Here is an 18,694-nt window from a genome sequence, read left to right as displayed (position 1 = left end):
GGGCATGCCGCTCACCATCCGACGCGCAGCTCCGACGGACCCCGGACGATCACGCCGAACTTCCACTCGACGTTCTCCGGGCCGTCCACCAGGTGCAGTTCCGGGAAGGATTCGAGGAGCGTGGTGAGGGCCACCTGGAGTTCCAGGCGCGCGAGTTGCGCACCGATGCAGTGGTGCGGTCCGTGTCCGAACGTGAGATGGGGGTTGCGGGCACGGGTCAGGTCCAGCCCTTCCGGGTTCTCGAACACGTCCGGGTCCCGGTTGGCGGCGTGCAGGGCGGCGAGCACCGGTTCGCCGGCCCTGACCAGCGTGTCGCCGAGCCGCACGTCCTCGAGCGGATACCGGGCGAACATCGCCGCCGTGTTGATGGGCACGTGGCGCAGCAGTTCCTCCACGGCGGTGGGCATCAGCTCCGGGGTGCGCCGCAGCAACGCCAGTTGGTCGGGGTGGGTGAGCAGGGCGTAGACGAAGCTGGGGATGCCGCAGGTGACCGTCTCCGCGCCGCCCGCGAGCAGTCCGGGGCCCGCGATGGAGATCAGTTCGGCCTCGGTGAGCCGGTCTCCCTCGTCGCGGGCGCGCACCAGCGCGCCGAGCAGGTCGTCGGTCGGCCTGCGGCGCCGCTGGGCGATCAGACCGCCCAGGTACTCGTCGAGTTCGGGCCCGATCTCGGCGAGCACGTCGGCGGTGCGGGACTCCTCGTTGGTCATCGCTTCGGTCCAGCGCCGGAACCGGGAGTGGTCCTCGTACGGAACGCCGAGCAGGTCGCAGATGACGGAGACGGGCAGGGGCCGGGCGAACTCCTCGACCAGGTCGGCCTCGCTCCCGCCGCGCTTCATGGCGTCCACCAGGTCGCGGGCGCGCTGGGCCACGCCCGCGCGCATCTGCTCGACGCGGCGCGCGGTGAACGCCTTGCCGACCAGCTTGCGCAGCCGGGTGTGGTCCGGCGGGTCCATGCCCATGATGCCGTCGCCGGTGTTCTCCGCCCGCAGGCGTGGCTGGTCGAGGCCCTGGGCGATGGCGCGGCTGAACCGGGGATCGGTCAGCACGGTCTTCACGTCGTCGTGGCGGGTGGCCAGCCAGGCGGGTTCGCCGTACGGCAGGCGCACCAGGCTGAGCGGTTCTTCGGCGCGCAGCTTGGCGTACAGCGGGGAAACCTGGATGTCGCGCATCTCGAAGGGGTACGCGCGGATCTCTCGGCCGGCCGTGTTCACGTCAGTCTCCTTGTCGGAGACGCCTCCAGCGCCTCCCGGTCGTATCTGTGGCGCACGAACGCCAGGGCGCCCAGCAGCTCGGTGGAGGTCACGGGCCGTGCCGCACGGGTCCCGACGAGGTGCCGCAGCGGCAGCGAGCCGAGCTCGGCCCACCTCAGGCGTCCGTCCGCGTCGAGGTAGCTGCGGCTGCGTCCGGCGTTGTCGGGGTGCAGGCAGAAAGGGATGTCCAGCAGGCCCCGCCGGAACGCCGTCACCAGGGCATCGCCCAGGTCGGGCCCGAGGCCGAGCACCGCGTCGATCAGCGCGCGGGCCTCGGCGTAGGTCTGTGAGTCGGCCGTCGCGTCGTGGGGCCCGGCCGCCGACCTCGCCGCGGCGGCGGCGTGCTCCAGCGCGGCCACGTTCTCCCGGACCGTCGGGATCCGGCGGGACTCGGCCACCGTCTTGACGATGAGCCGGGGCGCGCCGGTCGTCACCGCGAGTTCGGCGGCCCGGGCCAGCAGACCGTGGGCGCCCTCGTCGGTCGTCGGGTAGACGCCCATGTAGGCGTAGACGACGACGTGCCACTCGATCCCCAGCGGGGTGAGCAACTCGGTGCACAGGCGGCGCAGCGCCAGGACCGCTTCCCTGTCCTGGTCCGCGTTGGCCTGTTGCGCGTAGCTGACCGACACGTCGTCGAGGCCGTGCTGTCGGAAGAAGAGCGCCTCCAGCACGCTGATCGCGACGAGCTGGCCGGGCGGGCAGAGCTGACCCAGCATGCAGCCGCCAAAGGTCTCCAGGTGCGGCCGCGCGCCCAGGTCCCGGGTGCGTGCCAGCAGCCGGCAGGCCGCGGCCCAGTTGCGTACGGACACCTCCAGCGGCACGCGGCCGTAGGGCAGGCAGTAGGACACGGGCCCGCCTTCGGTGGCGTCGAGGCCGGCTCTGAGCGACGCGGCGAAGATGTGCTGCGGTGCCGCCGATCCGTGCCGCACCTGCACGGGGAAGGTGTCGTCGCGTACGCCGTCGAGCATCCGCCGGGTGGTGGCCGCGTCGTGGGTGGCCAGGGGATAGCCGTTGAGACCGGCTCCCCGGCGCAGGGCGGTGCGGGCGGCCGCCAGGTCGCCGACCCGGGTGTAGCTGTCGACGGTGACGGTGCCGACCGTGGTCGCCGCCGCCGACTTGGTGGCGATCAGTCCGGCACGCATCTCCTCGGGGGTGGCGAAGCCCATCCTCGGCTGCACGACGAGCCGCCCGGCGGCGGCCTGCTGCGCCACGAAGTCGGCGAAGCCGCTCACGACGCCGCGTGCCGGTCGCCGGTGAGCGCACCGACGTAGTCCTTGAAGAGGGCCACCGCGTCCGTGCCGTTCTCGAAGACGGCGTCGAACCCGGCCGCCAGCAGCTGGCGTACCCGCTCCTCGCGTCCCTCCTCGGTGATGCCGAGCATGCCGCCGATGACCACCGGTGTGGTGGCGAGCCGCCCGTGCCGACGCAGCGCGCGGATGAGCCGCAGCCCGTCCTGGGTGCCGTGGCCGTTGACGCTGCTGAGGACGACGAGCCCGGGGGCACGCCGCAGGCACTCGCCGACGAGGAGTTCGTCGGGCACACACGGGCCGAGGTTGGTGACCGGGTGGCCGAGTTCCTCGATCAGGAGCTGGAGGTACATCAGGTTCCAGGTGTGGGCGTCGGACGCCAGCCCGCTGACGAGGACGCCGCGGCCCGTCGGCGCCAGGCCGTGCGGGCCGGTCACGGGGCCGTCTCCGGCCGCTCCGGCGGGACCGTTTCGTGGACGCGCTCGTACCGCAGCCTGGTCACCGACACCACCTCGCCGCCGCGGACGACGGCCTCCGCGGGCGCGGGGCGGCCGAGGAACGTCAGCAGGCTGGCGGTGGCGCCGTAGGCACCGGTGTTGGGGACGGCCACGGTGTCGCCGGGGGCCAGGGAGGGCAGCTTGATCTCCCGTCCGAGGACGTCGCCCGGTGTGCACAGCGGTCCGACGAGGCTCGCGGTGACGGCCGCCGGGCTGTCCTCCTCCGGTTCCACCGCCACCGGCAGCAGCCGGCCGAGGCCCGACATGCCTCCGAGCGTGTTGATGCCCGCGTCGAGGACGACGAAGGAACGGCCCCTGCTCTCCTTGGTGTTGACGACCGAGCTGAGCAGGGTGCCGCTGTCGCCGACGAGGTACCGGCCGGACTCGCAGGCGATCCTGGGTGTGCCGGCCCGCCACGTGGGCAGGTGCCGGTCGAGCGCGGCCTCGAGCCCGCCGCGCAGTCCGTGGTAGACCGCGCGGTCGCCCGGCACCGCGTAGGGCACCGAGAAGCCGCCGCCGATGTCGAGGAAGTCGAGCGGCAGACCGTGCTCGTCCCGCAGCCGCGCCGCCAGGGCGATGGTGTGATCGAACTCGGCGACGAGGCTGGCCTCGTCCTTGGCGTTGCTGAGCGGGAAGAAGTGCGCGCCCGCGAGCCGGGTGCCCGGCGTGTCCCGCAGGGCGGGCAGCACCTCGGGCAGGGTCTCGCTGTCGAAGCCGAACTGCGAGGGGGTGCCGGTCATCCGGATGCTGGTCCGGGCGCTCGCGGAGGCGCTGTTGACCCGCAGCAGGCACTCGGCGACCACACCGTGCCGGACGGCGACCGAGCCGATGCGGGCGAGGTCCGTGGCGGACTCGGCGGAGAAGGTCCGCACGCCGCTGCCGATGGCCTCGTCGAGCTCGCCCTCGGTCTTGCCGGGCCCGGTGTACAGGCAGTCCGCCGCCGCGTACCCGGCGGCGAGGGCCGCCGCCAGTTCCCCGGTGGAGCTGATCTCCGCCCGGCACGCCCTGCCCGGTGCCTCGCGCAGCGCGCCCGCCACCTCGGGGTGCGGGTTGGCCTTCAGCGCGTAGAACACGTCGAACGACTCGGGAAGCGCGGCGAACAGGTCGTCCCGGGCGGCGGTCACCCGGTCCAGGTCGTACACGTACAGCGGAGTGCCGAAGCGCCGGGCGAGTGCGTCGTAGCGGGTCACCGGCGGGCTCCGGCGAGTGTCCGGGCGAGCTCGCGGCGTTCCTGCTTGCCGTGCACGGTGAGCGGGAGTTCGTCGACCACGTGGCACACCGACGGAACCTTCTGCGGTTCGAGGCGCCGGCTCAGCTCCCTGAGCACCTGCTGCGGCGTGAGGTCGCTCTCCACACACACGGAGAGGTCGGTGTCGTCGCTCGGCGGCAGTGCGGTGGCCGCGCGTACGCCGGGTATGTCCATCGCTGCGGCCTCGATCTCCACGGTGCTCATACGGACGCCCTTGCGTTTGAAGATGTCGTCGCGGCGGCCCTCGAAGTACAGGTACCCCTCGTCATCGAGACGGCCGTAGTCACCGGTGTGCAGCCGCAGCGCGCCCGTCTCCGGTTCTCGCCGGAAGGTTCTGGCGGTCAGCTCGGGGGCACGCCAGTAGCCGGGCATCACATGCGGTCCCACGGCCACGATCTCCCCGGTCTCGCCCGCCGGGAGCCGGTTGCCCTCGGCGTCGAGGATCAGCACCTCGGTACCGGGCAGCGGCAGACCGACGGAGCCGGGCTTGTCCCGGTCCTCCTCGGGCGGCACGATCGACACGCGCTTACACTCCGTCTGCCCGAACTGACGCACCACCCGGACCCCGGGGAAGGCCGCGCGCAGCGCTTCGATCGTCGCGCGCGGCAGCGCGGCACCCGTGTTCGTGACCATGCGCACCGGCGGCACCGAGCCGGGATCCCGTCGCACCAACGTGGTGATCATGGAGGCGAGGGACGGCACCACGGGCACCACCGTCGTCCCGGTCTCGCACATACGCCGCAGCAGCATCAGGTCCGACTCCTCGCCGGCCAGGACCAGTTCCGAGCGGCCCAGACCGGACAGCAGCACCTTGTACAGGCCGTAGTCCCAGGACATGGGGAAGCGGCAGAAGACGACGTCGTCGTGCCGGTAGCCCAGGACCGCCTGGATCGCGCTCGCCGCGAAGGTCACCTGGGCGTGCGGGCCCATCACGGCCTTGGGCGCGGAGGTGCTCCCCGAGGTGTAGATCAGCACCGCGAGCGCGTCCTCCGCCACCTGCGCCGCGGGCTCCCCCGGTCCGTCCTCGGCGCGGAGCGCCTCGACCTCGGCCCACACCGTCCCGATGTCGTGGACGGGCAGGGAGGTGACCTCGCTCAGCGCGACGGCGCCGGCCGCGTCGGAGATGACGAGGGCGGGGTCGGCGCTCTCGACGACCGAACCCAGCTGGAACGTCTTCATCTCCGGGTTGAGCGGCACGAAGACGGCGCCGTGCCGGGAGGTTCCGTAGAACAGGGCCACGAGTTCGCGTGTGGTCGGCAGGCGGACCACGACACGGTCACCGGCCTCGACGCCCTGCCGGCGCAGCCACCGCGTGAACGCCTGGCTGTACTCGCCGAGCCGTGCATAGCTCCAGGCACCTGACCGGTCCTGAACCGCACGGGCGTCCGGGCACTCTGCCACCGCCCCGTCCAGGATGTCGTGCACGAGCATGCAATACCCCCGATTCACCGCATCGCCGTATGCGCTGGAACGCTAATGCGGGCCCCCACCAGGTCCCACCCCTAGGACCCCCTGGGCTGGGGGCCCCTCGTGAGTCGTCACGCCGAGGCGCCGGCACGGGTCCGCCGACGCCTCGCAGCGGCGCGGTTCCCGGTGGTCCCGGGGTTCACGGGGTGGGCGGACCGGCCACCGAAGACGGCGCACCGGCGTCCTTGGCGGAGATCGCGGCACGGTTCGAGGGGTCGACGGGAAGCGGCCACGGAATCGCCAGTTCCGCGGAGAGCGGGTGCACCGACGTCCCTGCCATCCCGGGCCGCCACTCCTGGTCGAAGGAGTACAGGTACTGGGTCACTCCGGGACTCACCGACTGGAACCCGTTGCACACCCCGCGCGGGACGAGGACCTGGGTGCCCTTGGCCAGTCGGACGGTGGCGGTCCTGCCGAACGTGAGGGAATCGGTGCGGGCGTCGACGTAGGCACCGAACGCCTCGCCCTCGGCCACGGCGACCAGCTTGTGCATGTCCTCGCCGTGCAGCCCTCGCAGGGCGCCCTGCCGCGTCTCCATCACGTTGATCTGGGTGAAGGGACCCAGACTGGGGAGCCCGGCGCCGAGGAAGGCCGACTCGCGGTAGAACTCGCGGACCGTACCGCGCTCATCGCTTATCTGTTTCATCCGGATCACCATCAGGCCCTGAATGGTGGTCGGTTGCACGGACAGGGGAACGTTCTCAGCCTGCTGCATGGGGGCAGTATGGGCTTCAACCGCACTGCGGCTCCAGGGATTTCGACTCATTGACGCAAGCCGATCCACGGGACCGCTCGCATATCCGGGCGAAGAACTGTAGATTCCCCGGCGTGACGCGATGCCCGGGGTTGCGGGCATCCGTCGTTTCTTCTGGTGTGCGTGGGAGGTATGGCTGTGTTGACGGTAGGCAAGGTTCTGAGGTTCGACGAGGTCAAGGGCTACGGATTCATCGCTCCCGAGGAGGGAGGTGAAGACGTCTTCATGCACGCCAACGACCTGGTCGACGAGAAGTACCTTTACCAGGCGGGCAGTTCCGTCGAGTTCTTCCTGGAATCGGGAGAGAAGGGGCCGAAGGCGTCGGAGATCCGGCTCTCCTACCAGCCGTCCCCCAATCGCATCACCCCGCAGGCCGCGAAGGCCCCGGCGGCGGGGGCGGACCGCATGCCGGCCGACCGTTTCCAGGCCGAGCTCACGGAAGCCCTGCTCGACGGCGTCGACACGCTCACGGCGGCCCAGGTGAGGGCCGTACGCGCAGTCGTCTCCACGGTGGTGCGCGGCCACGGCTGGATCACCGGCTGACCGAGCATCGATTCCGTGCCGGTAAGGGGTGGGTAGGGGTATGGGAAAATCCGCCCCCACCTTACGGTTAATCGGTGTCCAGACCGGACAGCGGGCCGCCTGCCGGACGCGGAACGGCTTGGAAGTGCAATGCGTGGACGGGGCGGTTCGTTCCGGAAAAACGGTGGACATTCCCCCGTGTCAATTCCACCGCCCGGAACGGGCGCCCCGTTCATGTGTCGCCGCGGAAGACCCACGCACACCTGCGGGGGAACTGCTCGGCAACGTAAGGACCGGACGCCTTCATGACGCCCCCGAAAGCCGCCCAAGAATTGTGGGTCAGAAGATTCCTGGGCGCACCCGGCGCCACGCCGGCGGCCGCACGCCCGCAGGAAGTCCTCCTTGTCTGCCTGCCCCACGCGGGCGGCTCGGCATCTTTCTTCTTCCCCCTTTCGCGGGCCCTTTCGCCCGTGCTGGACGTCGTGGCCGTGCAGTACCCCGGCCGCCAGGACCGCCGGCACGAGGCCCCCGTGGACGACGTCCCGGAACTGGCCCGCCGGATCACCGACGCGCTCGGTCCGGTGGACGGGCGGCGGGTGGCCCTCTTCGGCCACAGTCTCGGCGCCACGCTCGGTTTCGAGATCGCCCGGCTGCTCCAGGCGCGCGGCACCGACGTGTGCCACCTCTTCGCCTCCGGCCGGCGTGCCCCGTCCCGCTTCCGGGACGAGCGGGTGCACCTGCGCGACGACGAGGGTCTGCTGGCCGACGTACGGGAACTGAGCGGCACCGATCCCCGCGTGCTGGGTGATCCCGAGGTGGTGCGCATGGCGCTGCCGGCGCTGCGTGCGGACTACCGTGCGGCGGAGACCTACCGCTACGCACCCGGGCCGCCGCTCACCTGCCCCATCACCGTCTTCACCGGCGACAGCGACCCGCGGGTCAGTGCGGACGAGGCCGACGCCTGGTCGGCGCACACGTCCGCGGAGTTCGATCTCCGGACCTATCCCGGCGGGCACTTCTTCCTCACCGACCATCAGGCGGATCTGATCCGGGTCGTCCGGGAGCGTCTGGCGCCGGACGCACCGCGGCACTCCGGGCGGCGTCCTTGACGACGCCAGCGCGGGAGCCGTCGTCCGCCCGGAGCAGCCTGTGGGCCATCAGCGACCTCCACGTGTCGCACCGCGAGAACCGCTGCATCGTGGAGAGCCTGCACCCTCCCGACCCCGACGACTGGCTGATCGTGGCCGGCGACGTGGCCGAACGGGTCGCCGACATCCAATGGGCGCTCGGCCTGTTCGCCGACCGGTTCGCGCGTGTGGTCTGGGCACCCGGCAACCACGAGCTGTGGACACACAGCAGCGACGAGGTGGGCCTGCGCGGGGAGGCCCGCTACCTGCACCTGGTCCGGATGTGCCGCCGGCTCGGCGTGGTCACCCCCGAGGACCCCTACCCGGTGTGGACCGGGCAGGGCGGTCCGGTGACGGTGGCGCCCCTGTTCGTGGGGTACGACTACACCTTCCGCCCGGCCGGCGCCCGCACCAAGGAACAGGGACTCGCCTACGCCCAGAGCACCGGCGTCGTGTGCAGTGACGAGTTCCTGCTGCACTCCGACCCGTACCCGGGCGTCGACGAGTGGTGCCGGCATCGCGCCGCGCTGACGGAGCGGCGGCTCGCGGACTGCTCCCCGGACCTGCCGCTCGTCCTGGTCAATCACTATCCGCTGGTGCGCGCCCCCACGAGGGCGCTGCGGCACCCGGAGCTGGCCCAGTGGTGCGGGACGGAGGCCACCGCGCAGTGGCACCGGCGGTTCAACGTGGTGACCGTGGTCTACGGCCACCTGCACATCCCGCGGACCACGTGGCACGACGGCGTGCGGTTCGAGGAGGTCTCCCTCGGCCACCCCGTGGAGTGGCAGGCCCGCCCGACACCCCCGGGAGTACTGCGCCGGGTCCTCTTGACGGGGTCCCCCGAAACCCCGGAAACCCCGGATTCACCGATCCCTTCCTGGTGACCCGGGGCGGCCGGGCATTTCCACTCCTGGGCATCAATCCGGAATTCCCGGCGCCCGCAGTTCCTTCTCCGCTTCGGCCAGAAGTGCCCGCCGGTCCGTCTTGCGATTGCCGTTGAGCGGCAGCTCCGCCACATGCCGGTAATGCCGGGGAACCAGCGCCGCCGGAACCGATTCCGCCACATTCTTCGCCAGCTTTCCGGGCGGCACCCGATCACCGGTGTAGAAGACGAACAACTCCGTCCCCGCCCCGGAGGGCACCCCCACGGCGACGGCGTCCTCGACCCCGGGGCAGGCCCGCAGCGCGTGCTCGATCTCGGCGGGTTCCACTCTGCGGCCCTGGATCTGGAGCTGGTTGTCGCGCCGCCCGAGATAGCGGAGCTGCCCGTCCGGGGCCGGGCTCACCTGGTCGCCGGTGCGGTAGTAGGTGACGCCGTCGCGCCGCACGTAGCGTCCCTCGTCGTCGGTGGGATCGAGGTATCCGGCCGCCATCTGCGGCCCGGACACCCACAGCTCTCCGTCGACCGCGAGGTGCTCGTGCCCGTCGTGCACGAGGCCGATGGGCACCACTCCGTTGACCGCCAGCTCCGGTGAGGTCGCCGGATCCCACCGGTGCCGGGCGATGGTGATGGTCAGTTCCGTCGGCCCGTACAGGTTCTCCAGCGCGGAGCCGGCGGCCGCCCGCTGCCAGTACGCCGCGTCCTCGCACCGCAGTGCCTCCCCCGCGAAGAAGCTCCAGCGCAGCGTCGGCAGGCAGCCCTCGGCGAGACCCGTGGTGCGCCGGGCGAGACCGATCGCGCTGGGTGTGGAGAACCACACCGTCACCTGCTCCTCGGCGAGGTGCCGCGGCAGGTCGCGATAGGCGTAGGGAGGCGTACGGACCAGGTGCGCGCCCGCTCCCCAGGCGCAGAACAGGTCGAACACGGAGCAGTCGAAGTTGAGGTCGAAGGTTCCCGAGAAGACGTCGTCCGGTGTGAAGTCGTAGCGCTCGTCCACCAGGCGGAAGTAGTGGCCGAGGCCGGCATGCGTGAGGGGCACGCCCTTGGGCCGGCCGGTCGAGCCGGACGTGAACAGGATGTACGCGTGGTCGGACGGGGCGACGGGCAGAGGGGCCGGCAACGGGGCGCCGGGGGGCTCGTCGTCCAGGTCGAACACGGGCACCGGTCCGGCCCCGGGCCCGGCTGCGCCGTCCGTCAGCAGCAGGCGGACGCCCGCGGCCTCGGCCATGTGCGCCGTCCTGGCCGCGGGGAAGTCCGGGTGCAGCGGCACCACGGTGGCGCCCGCGTACAGCGCGGCGAGCACGCCCACGCAGGTGTGGACCCCGCCGGTGCCGAGGACGCCCACCACCCTCGACTCCCGCGGCACCGCGCGGTCGATCGCGCCCGCCCAGGCGAGCGCGCGCCGATGAGCCCCGGCGTAGGTGACGGACTCCCGCCCGGACTTCACCGCAAGACCGTGCGGGGACAGTTCGAGCCCCCGCAGAAAACGCGCATGCAAGGCGTGCCGCATCCCCGTCATTCCTGCCCCTTCGAGATGAATTGAATTTTCAGGACACCGGCCAACTGCGCGCTGCTATGCTGCTTTTACGGTCGCACGAAATACAGAAGTGAGGAACTGGGTATGTGGGACGAGCAGTTCGAGGAAGCACTTCGCCGTCATCTTCCTTTTCTCGCTCCGGACGAGCCACTTGAGCCGGACACGAGTCTGAGAGAGCTGGGTCTCGATTCCCTCGGAACCGTGGAACTGCTCGCGCACCTCGAGTCCTCCTACGACACCCGGTTCCAGGACGACGCGCTGTCCCTGGAGTCGTTCGCCACCCCCGCCGTGCTGTGGGAGACCCTCCGGGTCATGACCGAGCCGGCGGCCTGAACCGCGGCATCAGCGACAGCTTCGGCAGGGCCTGGACGACGTCGAAGGCCCGGGTGGTCGTGCCGACCCTGCCGAAGAGGCTGTCGGGCCCCACCACGTAGGCCGTCCGCACCCCTCGCTCCTCCAGCGCCGCCACCGCGGCGGGCCAGCGCAGCGGACGCACGAAGCTGTCGAGCAGCAGGGACCGCACGCCGTCGGCCGTGGTGACCGCACCGCCGTCCTGGGCCGAGACCACGGGCAGCGCCGGGTCGGCGAAGTCCAGCTCGGCGAAGATCTCCGCCTCCACCCTGTCGCGCAGCGCACCGAACGCCGCGCAGTGCATCGGCGGCCGCATCGCGTAGAGCGGCAGGCCGCCACCGGCCCGCAGGCGGCCGAGCAGCCACTCCAGGCGTGACTCCCGCAGCGACAGCATGTGGAAGTCGTCGTCGAGGTGACAGGAGATCTCGTACCACTCGCCCGCCTCGTCCAACTCGCCGAGGATCTCCCGCAGCCGGGCCTCGGGCGTGCGCACGAACGACTGCGTGACGACGTCCTGGTGCTCGTCGCGGAAGTACTCCTCCATGCAGCGGGCGATGCGCGCCGTCATCCACACCGCCTGCTCCGTGGTCAGCGACCCGGCGTACGCCGCCATGGGTTTCTCCCCGAAGCTCGGCCCGGTGCAGACGTCCGCGGCCATGCCGAGTTCCGTCTCCGCCCACTGCGCCATGGCGAGGCAGTTCACGAGGAAGGCGACCTGCGCGTATTCGCTGTAGTCGCCCCCGGCCGCGCGGAAGCGCTCCACGAGGGGGTAGCCCAGCGTCTCGTCGGCAAGCGCGACCAGCCGCCGGGCCAAGGGGTTGACCACCATGAACTTGCCCACGTCGGCGAAGCGGGACGGGCCCATCCCGGGGAACACGATCGCGGTGCCGTGTCGGCCGTCGTTCTCCATGCCGTCCACCTTGTGATCGGCGGTCCGCTCCGGGTACCCCTACCCTCCCCTGTTCCCGGCCGCCGGGCCGGTCACCCCAGCTCCAGCAGGAACTCGGCGAGCAGGGTCAGGAAACGCTCGGGCTCCTCCAGGTGCGGCACATGGCTGGACTCCTCCAGGATCTCCCAGCGGGCCCGGGGCACCAGGTCGCGGTAGGGCCGGACCGTGGCCTCGGTGGCCTCGTCGTGCCGGCCCGACACCACGAGCGTGGGCACGTCGATCGACGGCAGGTCCTCGACGACCGACCAGTCGCGCAGGCTGCCCACGACATGGAACTCGCTCGGCCCGTTCATGGCGTAGTAGACCGTCGGGTCGTTGTGCATCTCCATGAACGAGGCGAGGTACTCGCGGGGCCACGGGCTGATCCGGCACACGTGCCGGTCGTAGTAGGCCCGCATCACGGCGAAGTACTCCTCGGTGCCGGTGGTGCCCGCCTCCTCGTGGGCCCGCAGGGCCGCGTCCACGCCTTCGGGCAGGGCGGCCCGCAGCCGGGCCGCCTCCCGAAGCCACAGCGGGTAGGAGGCGGGGGCGTCGGCGACGACCAGTCCGCGCAGCCCCGGGGGGCGCGCGGCGGCGTGCCGGGCACCGAGCATGCCGCCCCAGGAATGACCGAGGAGCACGTAGTTGCCCGCTGCCCCCAGCTGTTCCAGCAGGTTGTCCAGCTCCGCGAGGAACAGGTCCACGGTCCAGAAGCCGGCGTCCTGGTCGGGCAGGTGCGTGGAAGCGCCGTTGCCGAGCTGGTCGTAGTGGACGACGGGCCAGCCGAGGTCGGCGAGCACCGCCAGGTTCAGCAGGTAGTCGTGGGTGCTGCCCGGACCGCCGTGGATCACGACGACCGGTGGCCGGCCGCCCTGCTCCAGGCGGCCGGTCACGCGGTACCACGTCTCGTACGCGCCGAAGGCAACGGTGGGCATCCGGTCAGCCACCCGTCCCGCGCACGCCGACGAACAGACCCCGGCGGCCCGGCCCCGCTCCCAGGTACCGAGGCGCCAGCCCCGCCCGGACGAACGCGGTCTCGTACTCCTCCCTGGTGAAGAGGGTGATGTGCGTGGTCTCCGTGAAGTGCCGCACGCCCGAGTCGGCATCGGCCACCAGGTAGTGCACGCTCATCCGGGTCGCGTTGCCCTCGACCACCGAGTGCGAGACCCGGGCGACGGTGCGGCCGTCGTCCCGGACCACGTCACCGGCGACGTACCCGGGCAGGAAGGTGTCCGGGAACCACCAGGGGTCCACGACGACGACCCCGCCCGGGACGGTGTGGCGCGCCAGGCGGGCCAGCGCCCGGTCCAGGTCGGCCGTGGTGCGCATGTGGCCGACCGAGCTGAACAAGCAGGTCACCGCGTCGAAGGAGCGTCCCAGGTCGAAGTCCCGCATGTCGCCGAGGTGCAGGGGCACCCCGGGCAGCCGCGAAGCCGCCGTGGTCAGCATGTCCTGCGAGAGGTCGACGCCCTCCACGTGGGCGAACGTCTTGTGGAAGTACCGGAGGTGGTTGCCGGTGCCGCAGGCGACGTCGAGCAGGGAGGCGGCGCCCGGCAGGGCGTCCAGGATGCGGCCGGTGACCTCGTCCGCCTCGACCGCGTAGTCCTTGCCGCGGCCCTGGTGGATCAGGTCGTAGATCTCCGCGTCGTCCGACTCGTACATTCAGTGCTTCTCCTCACCGTCGCGGTGCGTGACCGACGTCAGCCACTTCTCCACGGCGTCCGCCGTGGCGGCGGCGTGCTGTTCGACGATGCCGAAGTGGTCGCCGGGTACCTGCACGCTGTCCCCCGCGGTCCAGGGGCCGGACGTCCCGGCCGCCTCCTCGGGCCGCACGAACAGCACGGGTGCCGTGATCCCGGGCAGCCGCAGCCCGGACAGCAGTCCGATGTAGTGGGCCATGGCCGACAGCCGGGTGCTGTCGAACGGGCCGTACTCGGCCTCCCGGTCGAGCATCCCCGCCGCCATGGCGTGCATCGCCGTGTCGAACCCGGCGCCCCGACCGTCCTGTTCCTGCTCCGCCCTCTCGGCGGGGTCTCCGGACTCGATGGCGTAGGTGTCCAGCAGGACGACCGCGGCGGGCGGCTGCCCCGCGTCCTCCAGCAGGGCCGCGGTCGCGTAGGCGAGAGCGCCGCCCGAGGAGTGGCCGAGGAGGACGAACGGCTCGCCGCCGGCGGCCGACCGGGCCGTCCCGGCGAGCGTCTCCACCAGTACGTCGGCGGAGCGGGGCAGCGGCTCACCGGGGGCGAATCCGGGCACCGGCAGCGCGGTCACCTCGCGTACGCCCCTGAAGTGCGAGGCAAGACGGCTGTACTGGTAGATCCCGGACATCGCCGTCGGGGTGCCGACGCAGAGCACCCGGGTCCGGGCCGGGCCGTCGGCGAGCCGCACCGGTCGCAGCGGCTCCGCGAGCTCCGTGACGGTGCCGAAGGCGGGCCGCATCGCCGCCACGGCGCTGAGCATGTCCAGGCCCTCGAAGAGCCGTCCGTTGCCGACGGCCTCCCGGAACAGGGTGCGCAGCATGTCGCCCCGCCCGTCGCCGCCGGATGCCGCCGGGGCTTCGCCGGCCACGGCGGTCACCGCGTCGCCGGCGGCCAGTTCGGTGCGCAGGTGCTGGGCGAGCCGGGCCGGGCTGTGGTGGTCGAAGACCGCGGTCACCGGAAGGCTGAGCCCGGTCTCCGCGTTCATCCGGTCGCGCAGGCGCGCGGCGGCGAGCGAGTCGAAGCCCGACTCGGGGAACGACAGGTCCGCGTCGACCGCGTCCGCCGTCTCGTGACCCAGCAGGTCCGCGGCCAGTTGCCGCACGAGCCCGCACAGTTCGCGCTCCTGCCGGTCCGCCGACAGTCCGGCGAGACGTCGGCGCAGCCCGGCCGGGTCCGGCCCGGCAGCGGGTTCCCGGCCCGTCGTGGTGGCGTCGGCGGCGGCTTCCGTGCCCGGCTCGCCGCCGCGGGCGAGGGTGTCCATCTCGGCCCAGTACCGGCGGCGGTGGAAGGCGTACGGGGGCAGCTCGACGCTGCGGGCGCCCCGGCCCGCGAACAGGCGCTTCAGGTCCACCTCCGCACCGGACGCGTGCAGCGTCCCGGCCGCGTGGAGGGCGGCCACGGCTTCCGGCCGGCCCTGTTCGAGCACCGGGGCGAGGGTCGCCTCACCCGTCTCCCCGGTCAGGCAGGACGGGACCGCGGCGAGCAGCGTGCCGTCGGCGCCGAGTTCCACGAACCGGGTGACGCCCTCGGCCTCCAGGGTGCGGATCGCGTCCTGGAACCGGACCGTCGCCCGCAACTGGTCGCTCCAGTGCTCCGGTTCGTCCAGGTCGTCCTCGGTGGCGAGGCGGCCGGTCACCGTGGACACGAGGGGGATGCGGGGCGCGTCGAACGACAGCTCGTCCGCCACGTCGGCCAGGTCCTCCACGACGTCGCCCATCAGCGGCGAGTTGAGCGCGCGCCGGGCGGGGAGCCGGCGCGTGGTGCGGCCCCGGTCCTCCCAGTGGGCCGCGATGCGGAGCACGTCCTCCTCGTCGCCGGACAGGACCACGGAGGCCGGGCCGTCGACCGAGGCGATCGCGGTGTCGTCGGTCAGCATCGGACGTATCTCGTCCTCGCTCGCCCCGATCGCCACCATGGCTCCGCCGGCGGGCAGTTCCTGCACCAGGGTGCCGCGGGCCGCGACCAGTTTGACGGCGTCCTTCAACGACAGCACTCCCGCGAGGTGCGCCGCGGCGATCTCGCCCGCGGAGTGTCCTGCCAGGAAGTCGGCCCGCACGCCCCAGGACTCCAGCAGCCGGAAGAGTGCGACCTCCAGCGCGAACAGCGCGGCATGCGCGAACGTGGTCTGCTCCAGGAGCCTGCCCGGCACGGAGCCCTCGTCGGCGAACATGACCTCGCGCAGCGGCCGGTCCAGCAGCCGGTCGAACCTCGCGCACACCGTGTCGAGGGCGTCGGCGAAGACGGGGAAGGCGGCGTACAGCTCCCGTCCGGTGCCCGGCCGCACGGCGCCCTGGCCCGGGAGGAGGAAGGCGACCCGACCGCCGGAGCGGGCGGTGCCCACGGTGAGTCCGGGGTCCTCGCCGCCCTGGGCGAGGGCGGCGAGGCCGCGCAGCAGGTCGTCCCGCCCGGTGCCGGTGACCACCGCCCGGTGCGGCAGCGGAGGACGGAAGGTGGCCAGCGAGTACGCCACGTCCAGGGGGTCGAGGTCGGGCCGCGCGGTGACGTGGGCGAGGAGCCGTTCGGCCTGGGCGGGCAGTGCGTCGCGGCCGCGGGCGCTCAGCGTCCAGGGCAGCAGCGGCCCTTCCTGCTCGGGCCGCGGCTCCTCCCCGCTGCTCGGCTGCTCGGGCTCGGGCGCCTGCTCGATGATGGTGTGCGCGTTGGTGCCGCTGAACCCGAACGACGAGACGCCGGCCCGGCGCGGCCTGCCGCCGGTCGCGGGCCACGGCACCGTCTCGCGCAGCAGCCGCACGTGCCCCGACGCCCAGTCGACGTCGGTCGCGGCTTCCCGGCTGTGCAGGGTCATCGGCAGCTGTTCATGCCGCAGCGCCATGACCATCTTGATGACGCCGGCGACACCGGACGCGGACTGGGTGTGGCCGATGTTGGACTTCACCGAGCCCAGCCACAGCGGCCGGTCGTCGTTCCGGTCCTGGCCGTACGTCGACAGCAGCGAGCGCACCTCGATGGAGTCACCGAGCGGAGTGCCGGTGCCGTGCCCCTCGACCGCGTCCACCTCGGTGGGCTGCAGTCCCGCCGTGGCGAGGGCCCGGCGGATGAGGCGTTCCTGCGAGGGCCCGTTGGGCGACGTCAGGCCGTTGGACGCACCGTGGTGGTTGATGGCGCTGCCCCGGACCACCGCCAGGACCTCGTGGTTGTTGCGGCGGGCGTCCGAGAGCCGTTCCACGACGAGGACACCGACGCCCTCCGCCCAGCCGATGCCGTCGGCATCGGCGGAGAAGGACTTGCACCGGCCGTCGGAGGCGAGCTCGCTGCGGCCGCCGGAGTTCACGAAGGCGCTGGGGGTGACGATCGTCGTCACCCCGCCCGCGAGGGCGAGCGAGCAGTCGCCCTGGCGCAGCGCCTGGATCGCCCAGTGCAGCGCCACGAGGGACGAGGAGCAGGCCGTGTCGACGGTCACCGCGGGGCCTTCGAAGCCGAGGGCGTAGGAGACCCGTCCGGAGACGACGCTCTGGGAGAGCCCGGTGGCCCGGTAGCCGGCGGTGTGGTCGAGGGTGCCGAACATGCCGGGGTCGTACTCGGTGTGCATGGCCCCGGCGAAGACGCCGGTGGCGCTGCCGCGCAGGGTCGCCGGGGCGATGCCCGCCCGCTCCAGCGCCTCCCAGGACGTCTCCAGAAGCATGCGCTGCTGCGGGTCCATCACCAGCGCCTCGTTGGGGCTGATGCCGAAGAAGGCGGCGTCGAAGCAGGGGGCGTCGTCGACGAATCCGCCCTGGACCTCGGGGCCGTCGGCCGCGCCCGCGCCCAGCCATTCGTCGAGGTCCCAGCCACGGTCGCCGGGCAGCGGCGTGATGCCGTCGCCGCCGGCCGACACCAGCCGCCAGAGGTCCTCGGGCGAGTTGACCCCGCCGGGGTAGCGGCACGCCATTCCGACGATCGCGATCGGTTCGTCGACGGCAACGACGGGTGCCGCGGCCTCCTCGGCCTCACGGTCCTCGTCGGTGAACTCCGCCACGAGGTAGTCGGCGAGGGCCTCGGGCGTCGGGTGGTCGAAGACGAGCGTGGCGGACAGCTGGGTGCCGGTGACCGAGCTGAGCCTGTTGCGCAGTTCGACGGCTGTGAGCGAGTCGAACCCGAGGTCCTGGAAGGCACGGTCCAGCTCGATCACCTCGGCCGTGGAGTGCCCGAGCACGGCGGCCACGTGCTCCCGCACCAGCTCCCGCACGACGTCCAGGCGGTCCGCGGCCGGAAGCCGGGAGAGGCGGTCGGCCAGGTCTTCCTGACCGCTGCCGGCGGCACTGCGCCGGGCCGGCGGCACGAGGCCGAGCAGCAGCTCGGGGACTCCTTGGCCGGCGGACCTCAGGGCCGCCAGGTCGAGCCGTACGGGGACCAGCGCGGCCTGCCCGGTACGTCCTGCCGCGTCGAGGAGCGCCAGGCCCTCGTCGGTGGCGAGTGCCGTGATGCCGCCGCTGTGCGCCCGGAAGCGGGCTCGGGCCTCGGCGCTCCCGGACATGCCGGTCTCCTGCGCCCAGGGCCCCCAGGCCAACGACTGCGCCGGCAGACCCAACCCCCGCCGATACACAGCAAACGCATCCATGAACGCATTCGCCGCCGCATAACTCGCCTGCCCCGGCGACCCCAACACCCCCGCCACCGAAGAAAACAACACAAACGCCGACAACCCCATACCCGACGTCAACTCATGCAAATTCAGCACACCATCAACCTTCGGCCGCAACACCCCCGCCAACCGATCCACCGACAACGACGACACCACCCCGTCATCCAACACACCCGCCGCATGCACCACACCCGACAACACACGCCCCTCCAACACACCAGCCAACGCCCCACGATCCGCCACATCACACGCCACCACCTCCACCCGCGCCCCCAACCCCTCCAACTCCCCCACCACACCAGCAACCCCCGAACCACCCACACCCCGACGACTCACCAACAACACATCACGCACCCCATGACCCACCACCAAATGCCGCGCCACCACCGCACCCAAACCACCCGTACCACCCGACACCAACACCACACCCGAACCAAACACAGACCCAGAACCCGAACCAGAACCCGCATCGGCACCGGAACCAGAACCAGCACCGGCCCCGGAACCGGAACCGGCCACCACACCAGAGCCAGCCTCCACACCGGCACGCACCAGACGCGGCACCCACCACACCCCGTCCCGCACCGCCACCTGACCCTCACCCGA

At 72.1% G+C, this 18,694-nt stretch carries 14 protein-coding genes and 1 pseudogene; 4 read left to right on the top strand and 11 right to left on the bottom strand.

The features are described 5' to 3' along the window. Positions 1 to 11 precede the first annotated feature (11 nt). The 6 genes from Sdi02f_RS32085 to Sdi02f_RS32060 form a co-directional block, all read right to left on the bottom strand. Positions 12 to 1,169: a cytochrome P450 gene (locus Sdi02f_RS32085; protein WP_055468930.1), complete on the bottom strand. Its 1,158-nt coding sequence runs from the start codon at positions 1,167 to 1,169 to the stop codon at positions 12 to 14. A gap of 38 nt (positions 1,170 to 1,207) precedes the next feature. Continuing rightward, positions 1,208 to 2,482, bottom strand: a complete 1,275-nt coding sequence (locus Sdi02f_RS32080) for a methylaspartate mutase (RefSeq protein ID WP_030404659.1) — start codon at positions 2,480 to 2,482, stop codon at positions 1,208 to 1,210. Beyond that, positions 2,479 to 2,934, bottom strand: a complete 456-nt coding sequence (locus Sdi02f_RS36605) for a cobalamin B12-binding domain-containing protein (RefSeq protein ID WP_030404658.1) — start codon at positions 2,932 to 2,934, stop codon at positions 2,479 to 2,481. Before Sdi02f_RS36605 ends, Sdi02f_RS32080 begins: the two co-directional genes overlap by 4 nt. Beyond that, a complete protein-coding gene (locus Sdi02f_RS32070; RefSeq protein ID WP_108934463.1) occupies positions 2,931 to 4,184 on the bottom strand; it encodes a type III PLP-dependent enzyme domain-containing protein in 1,254 nt (417 codons plus the stop codon). Before Sdi02f_RS32070 ends, Sdi02f_RS36605 begins: the two co-directional genes overlap by 4 nt. Then, the gene (locus tag Sdi02f_RS32065) at positions 4,181 to 5,674 is read right to left on the bottom strand and encodes an AMP-binding protein (RefSeq protein ID WP_053639269.1); all 1,494 of its coding nucleotides are present in this window, start codon (positions 5,672 to 5,674) and stop codon (positions 4,181 to 4,183) included. Before Sdi02f_RS32065 ends, Sdi02f_RS32070 begins: the two co-directional genes overlap by 4 nt. Before the next feature lie 175 nt (positions 5,675 to 5,849). Beyond that, complete coding sequence (locus tag Sdi02f_RS32060) at positions 5,850 to 6,425, bottom strand: dTDP-4-dehydrorhamnose 3,5-epimerase family protein (protein ID WP_108934462.1); 576 nt, start codon at positions 6,423 to 6,425, stop codon at positions 5,850 to 5,852. Between the two features lie 177 nt (positions 6,426 to 6,602). Here Sdi02f_RS32060 and Sdi02f_RS32055 point away from each other — a divergent pair, with 177 nt between their 5' ends. The 3 genes from Sdi02f_RS32055 (at position 6,603) to Sdi02f_RS32045 (ending at position 8,997) form a co-directional block, all read left to right on the top strand. Next, positions 6,603 to 7,007, top strand: a complete 405-nt coding sequence (locus tag Sdi02f_RS32055; RefSeq protein WP_031087523.1) for a cold-shock protein — start codon at positions 6,603 to 6,605, stop codon at positions 7,005 to 7,007. 284 nt (positions 7,008 to 7,291) lie between these two features. After that, complete coding sequence (locus Sdi02f_RS32050) at positions 7,292 to 8,095, top strand: thioesterase II family protein (protein WP_030404653.1); 804 nt, start codon at positions 7,292 to 7,294, stop codon at positions 8,093 to 8,095. Beyond that, positions 8,092 to 8,997, top strand: a complete 906-nt coding sequence (locus Sdi02f_RS32045) for a metallophosphoesterase family protein (RefSeq protein ID WP_078869670.1) — start codon at positions 8,092 to 8,094, stop codon at positions 8,995 to 8,997. Before Sdi02f_RS32050 ends, Sdi02f_RS32045 begins: the two co-directional genes overlap by 4 nt. A gap of 33 nt (positions 8,998 to 9,030) precedes the next feature. On the opposite strand, the gene Sdi02f_RS32040 is transcribed toward Sdi02f_RS32045, so the two are convergent. Then, complete coding sequence (locus tag Sdi02f_RS32040) at positions 9,031 to 10,440, bottom strand: AMP-binding protein (RefSeq protein ID WP_308285959.1); 1,410 nt, start codon at positions 10,438 to 10,440, stop codon at positions 9,031 to 9,033. 174 nt (positions 10,441 to 10,614) lie between these two features. Between Sdi02f_RS32040 and Sdi02f_RS32035 the strand changes: the two genes are divergently transcribed. After that, positions 10,615 to 10,863: an acyl carrier protein gene (locus Sdi02f_RS32035; protein WP_030404650.1), complete on the top strand. Its 249-nt coding sequence runs from the start codon at positions 10,615 to 10,617 to the stop codon at positions 10,861 to 10,863. Here the strand turns inward: Sdi02f_RS32035 and Sdi02f_RS32030 are convergent. The 4 genes and pseudogenes from Sdi02f_RS32030 to Sdi02f_RS32015 all read right to left on the bottom strand — a co-directional run. Beyond that, the gene (locus Sdi02f_RS32030; RefSeq protein ID WP_030404649.1) at positions 10,841 to 11,791 is read right to left on the bottom strand and encodes an ACP S-malonyltransferase; all 951 of its coding nucleotides are present in this window, start codon (positions 11,789 to 11,791) and stop codon (positions 10,841 to 10,843) included. The two genes, Sdi02f_RS32035 and Sdi02f_RS32030, sit on opposite strands and share 23 nt — an antisense overlap. Positions 11,792 to 11,862: 71 nt before the next feature. After that, positions 11,863 to 12,744, bottom strand: a complete 882-nt coding sequence (locus tag Sdi02f_RS32025) for a proline iminopeptidase-family hydrolase (RefSeq protein ID WP_030404648.1) — start codon at positions 12,742 to 12,744, stop codon at positions 11,863 to 11,865. Positions 12,745 to 12,748: 4 nt separating this feature from the next. Next, on the bottom strand, positions 12,749 to 13,471 hold the full coding sequence (locus Sdi02f_RS32020) for a class I SAM-dependent methyltransferase (protein ID WP_030404647.1): 723 nt from the start codon (positions 13,469 to 13,471) through the stop codon (positions 12,749 to 12,751). Beyond that, positions 13,472 to 18,517 (bottom strand): annotated as a pseudogene (locus Sdi02f_RS32015) (type I polyketide synthase); the annotation flags it as partial. Positions 18,518 to 18,694 lie beyond the last annotated feature (177 nt).

The sequence above is a fragment of the Streptomyces ardesiacus genome (assembly GCF_003112575.1).
Taxonomy (GTDB): Bacteria; Actinomycetota; Actinomycetes; order Streptomycetales; family Streptomycetaceae; genus Streptomyces; species Streptomyces ardesiacus.
This window is presented reverse-complemented; position numbering and strand designations above follow the sequence as displayed.

What these genes read in the sequence shown, in the direction of transcription:
- Sdi02f_RS32085 (WP_055468930.1), bottom strand. Translation starts at nt 1,169, where the DNA reads ATGCGCGACATCCAGGTTTCCCCGCTGTACGCCAAGCTGCGCGCCGAA.
- Sdi02f_RS32065 (WP_053639269.1), bottom strand. Translation starts at nt 5,674, where the DNA reads ATGCTCGTGCACGACATCCTGGACGGGGCGGTGGCAGAGTGCCCGGAC.
- Sdi02f_RS32060 (WP_108934462.1), bottom strand. Translation starts at nt 6,425, where the DNA reads ATGCAGCAGGCTGAGAACGTTCCCCTGTCCGTGCAACCGACCACCATT.
- Sdi02f_RS32050 (WP_030404653.1), top strand. Translation starts at nt 7,292, where the DNA reads ATGACGCCCCCGAAAGCCGCCCAAGAATTGTGGGTCAGAAGATTCCTG.
- Sdi02f_RS32035 (WP_030404650.1), top strand. Translation starts at nt 10,615, where the DNA reads ATGTGGGACGAGCAGTTCGAGGAAGCACTTCGCCGTCATCTTCCTTTT.
- Sdi02f_RS32030 (WP_030404649.1), bottom strand. Translation starts at nt 11,791, where the DNA reads ATGGAGAACGACGGCCGACACGGCACCGCGATCGTGTTCCCCGGGATG.
- Sdi02f_RS32025 (WP_030404648.1), bottom strand. Translation starts at nt 12,744, where the DNA reads ATGCCCACCGTTGCCTTCGGCGCGTACGAGACGTGGTACCGCGTGACC.
- Sdi02f_RS32020 (WP_030404647.1), bottom strand. Translation starts at nt 13,471, where the DNA reads ATGTACGAGTCGGACGACGCGGAGATCTACGACCTGATCCACCAGGGC.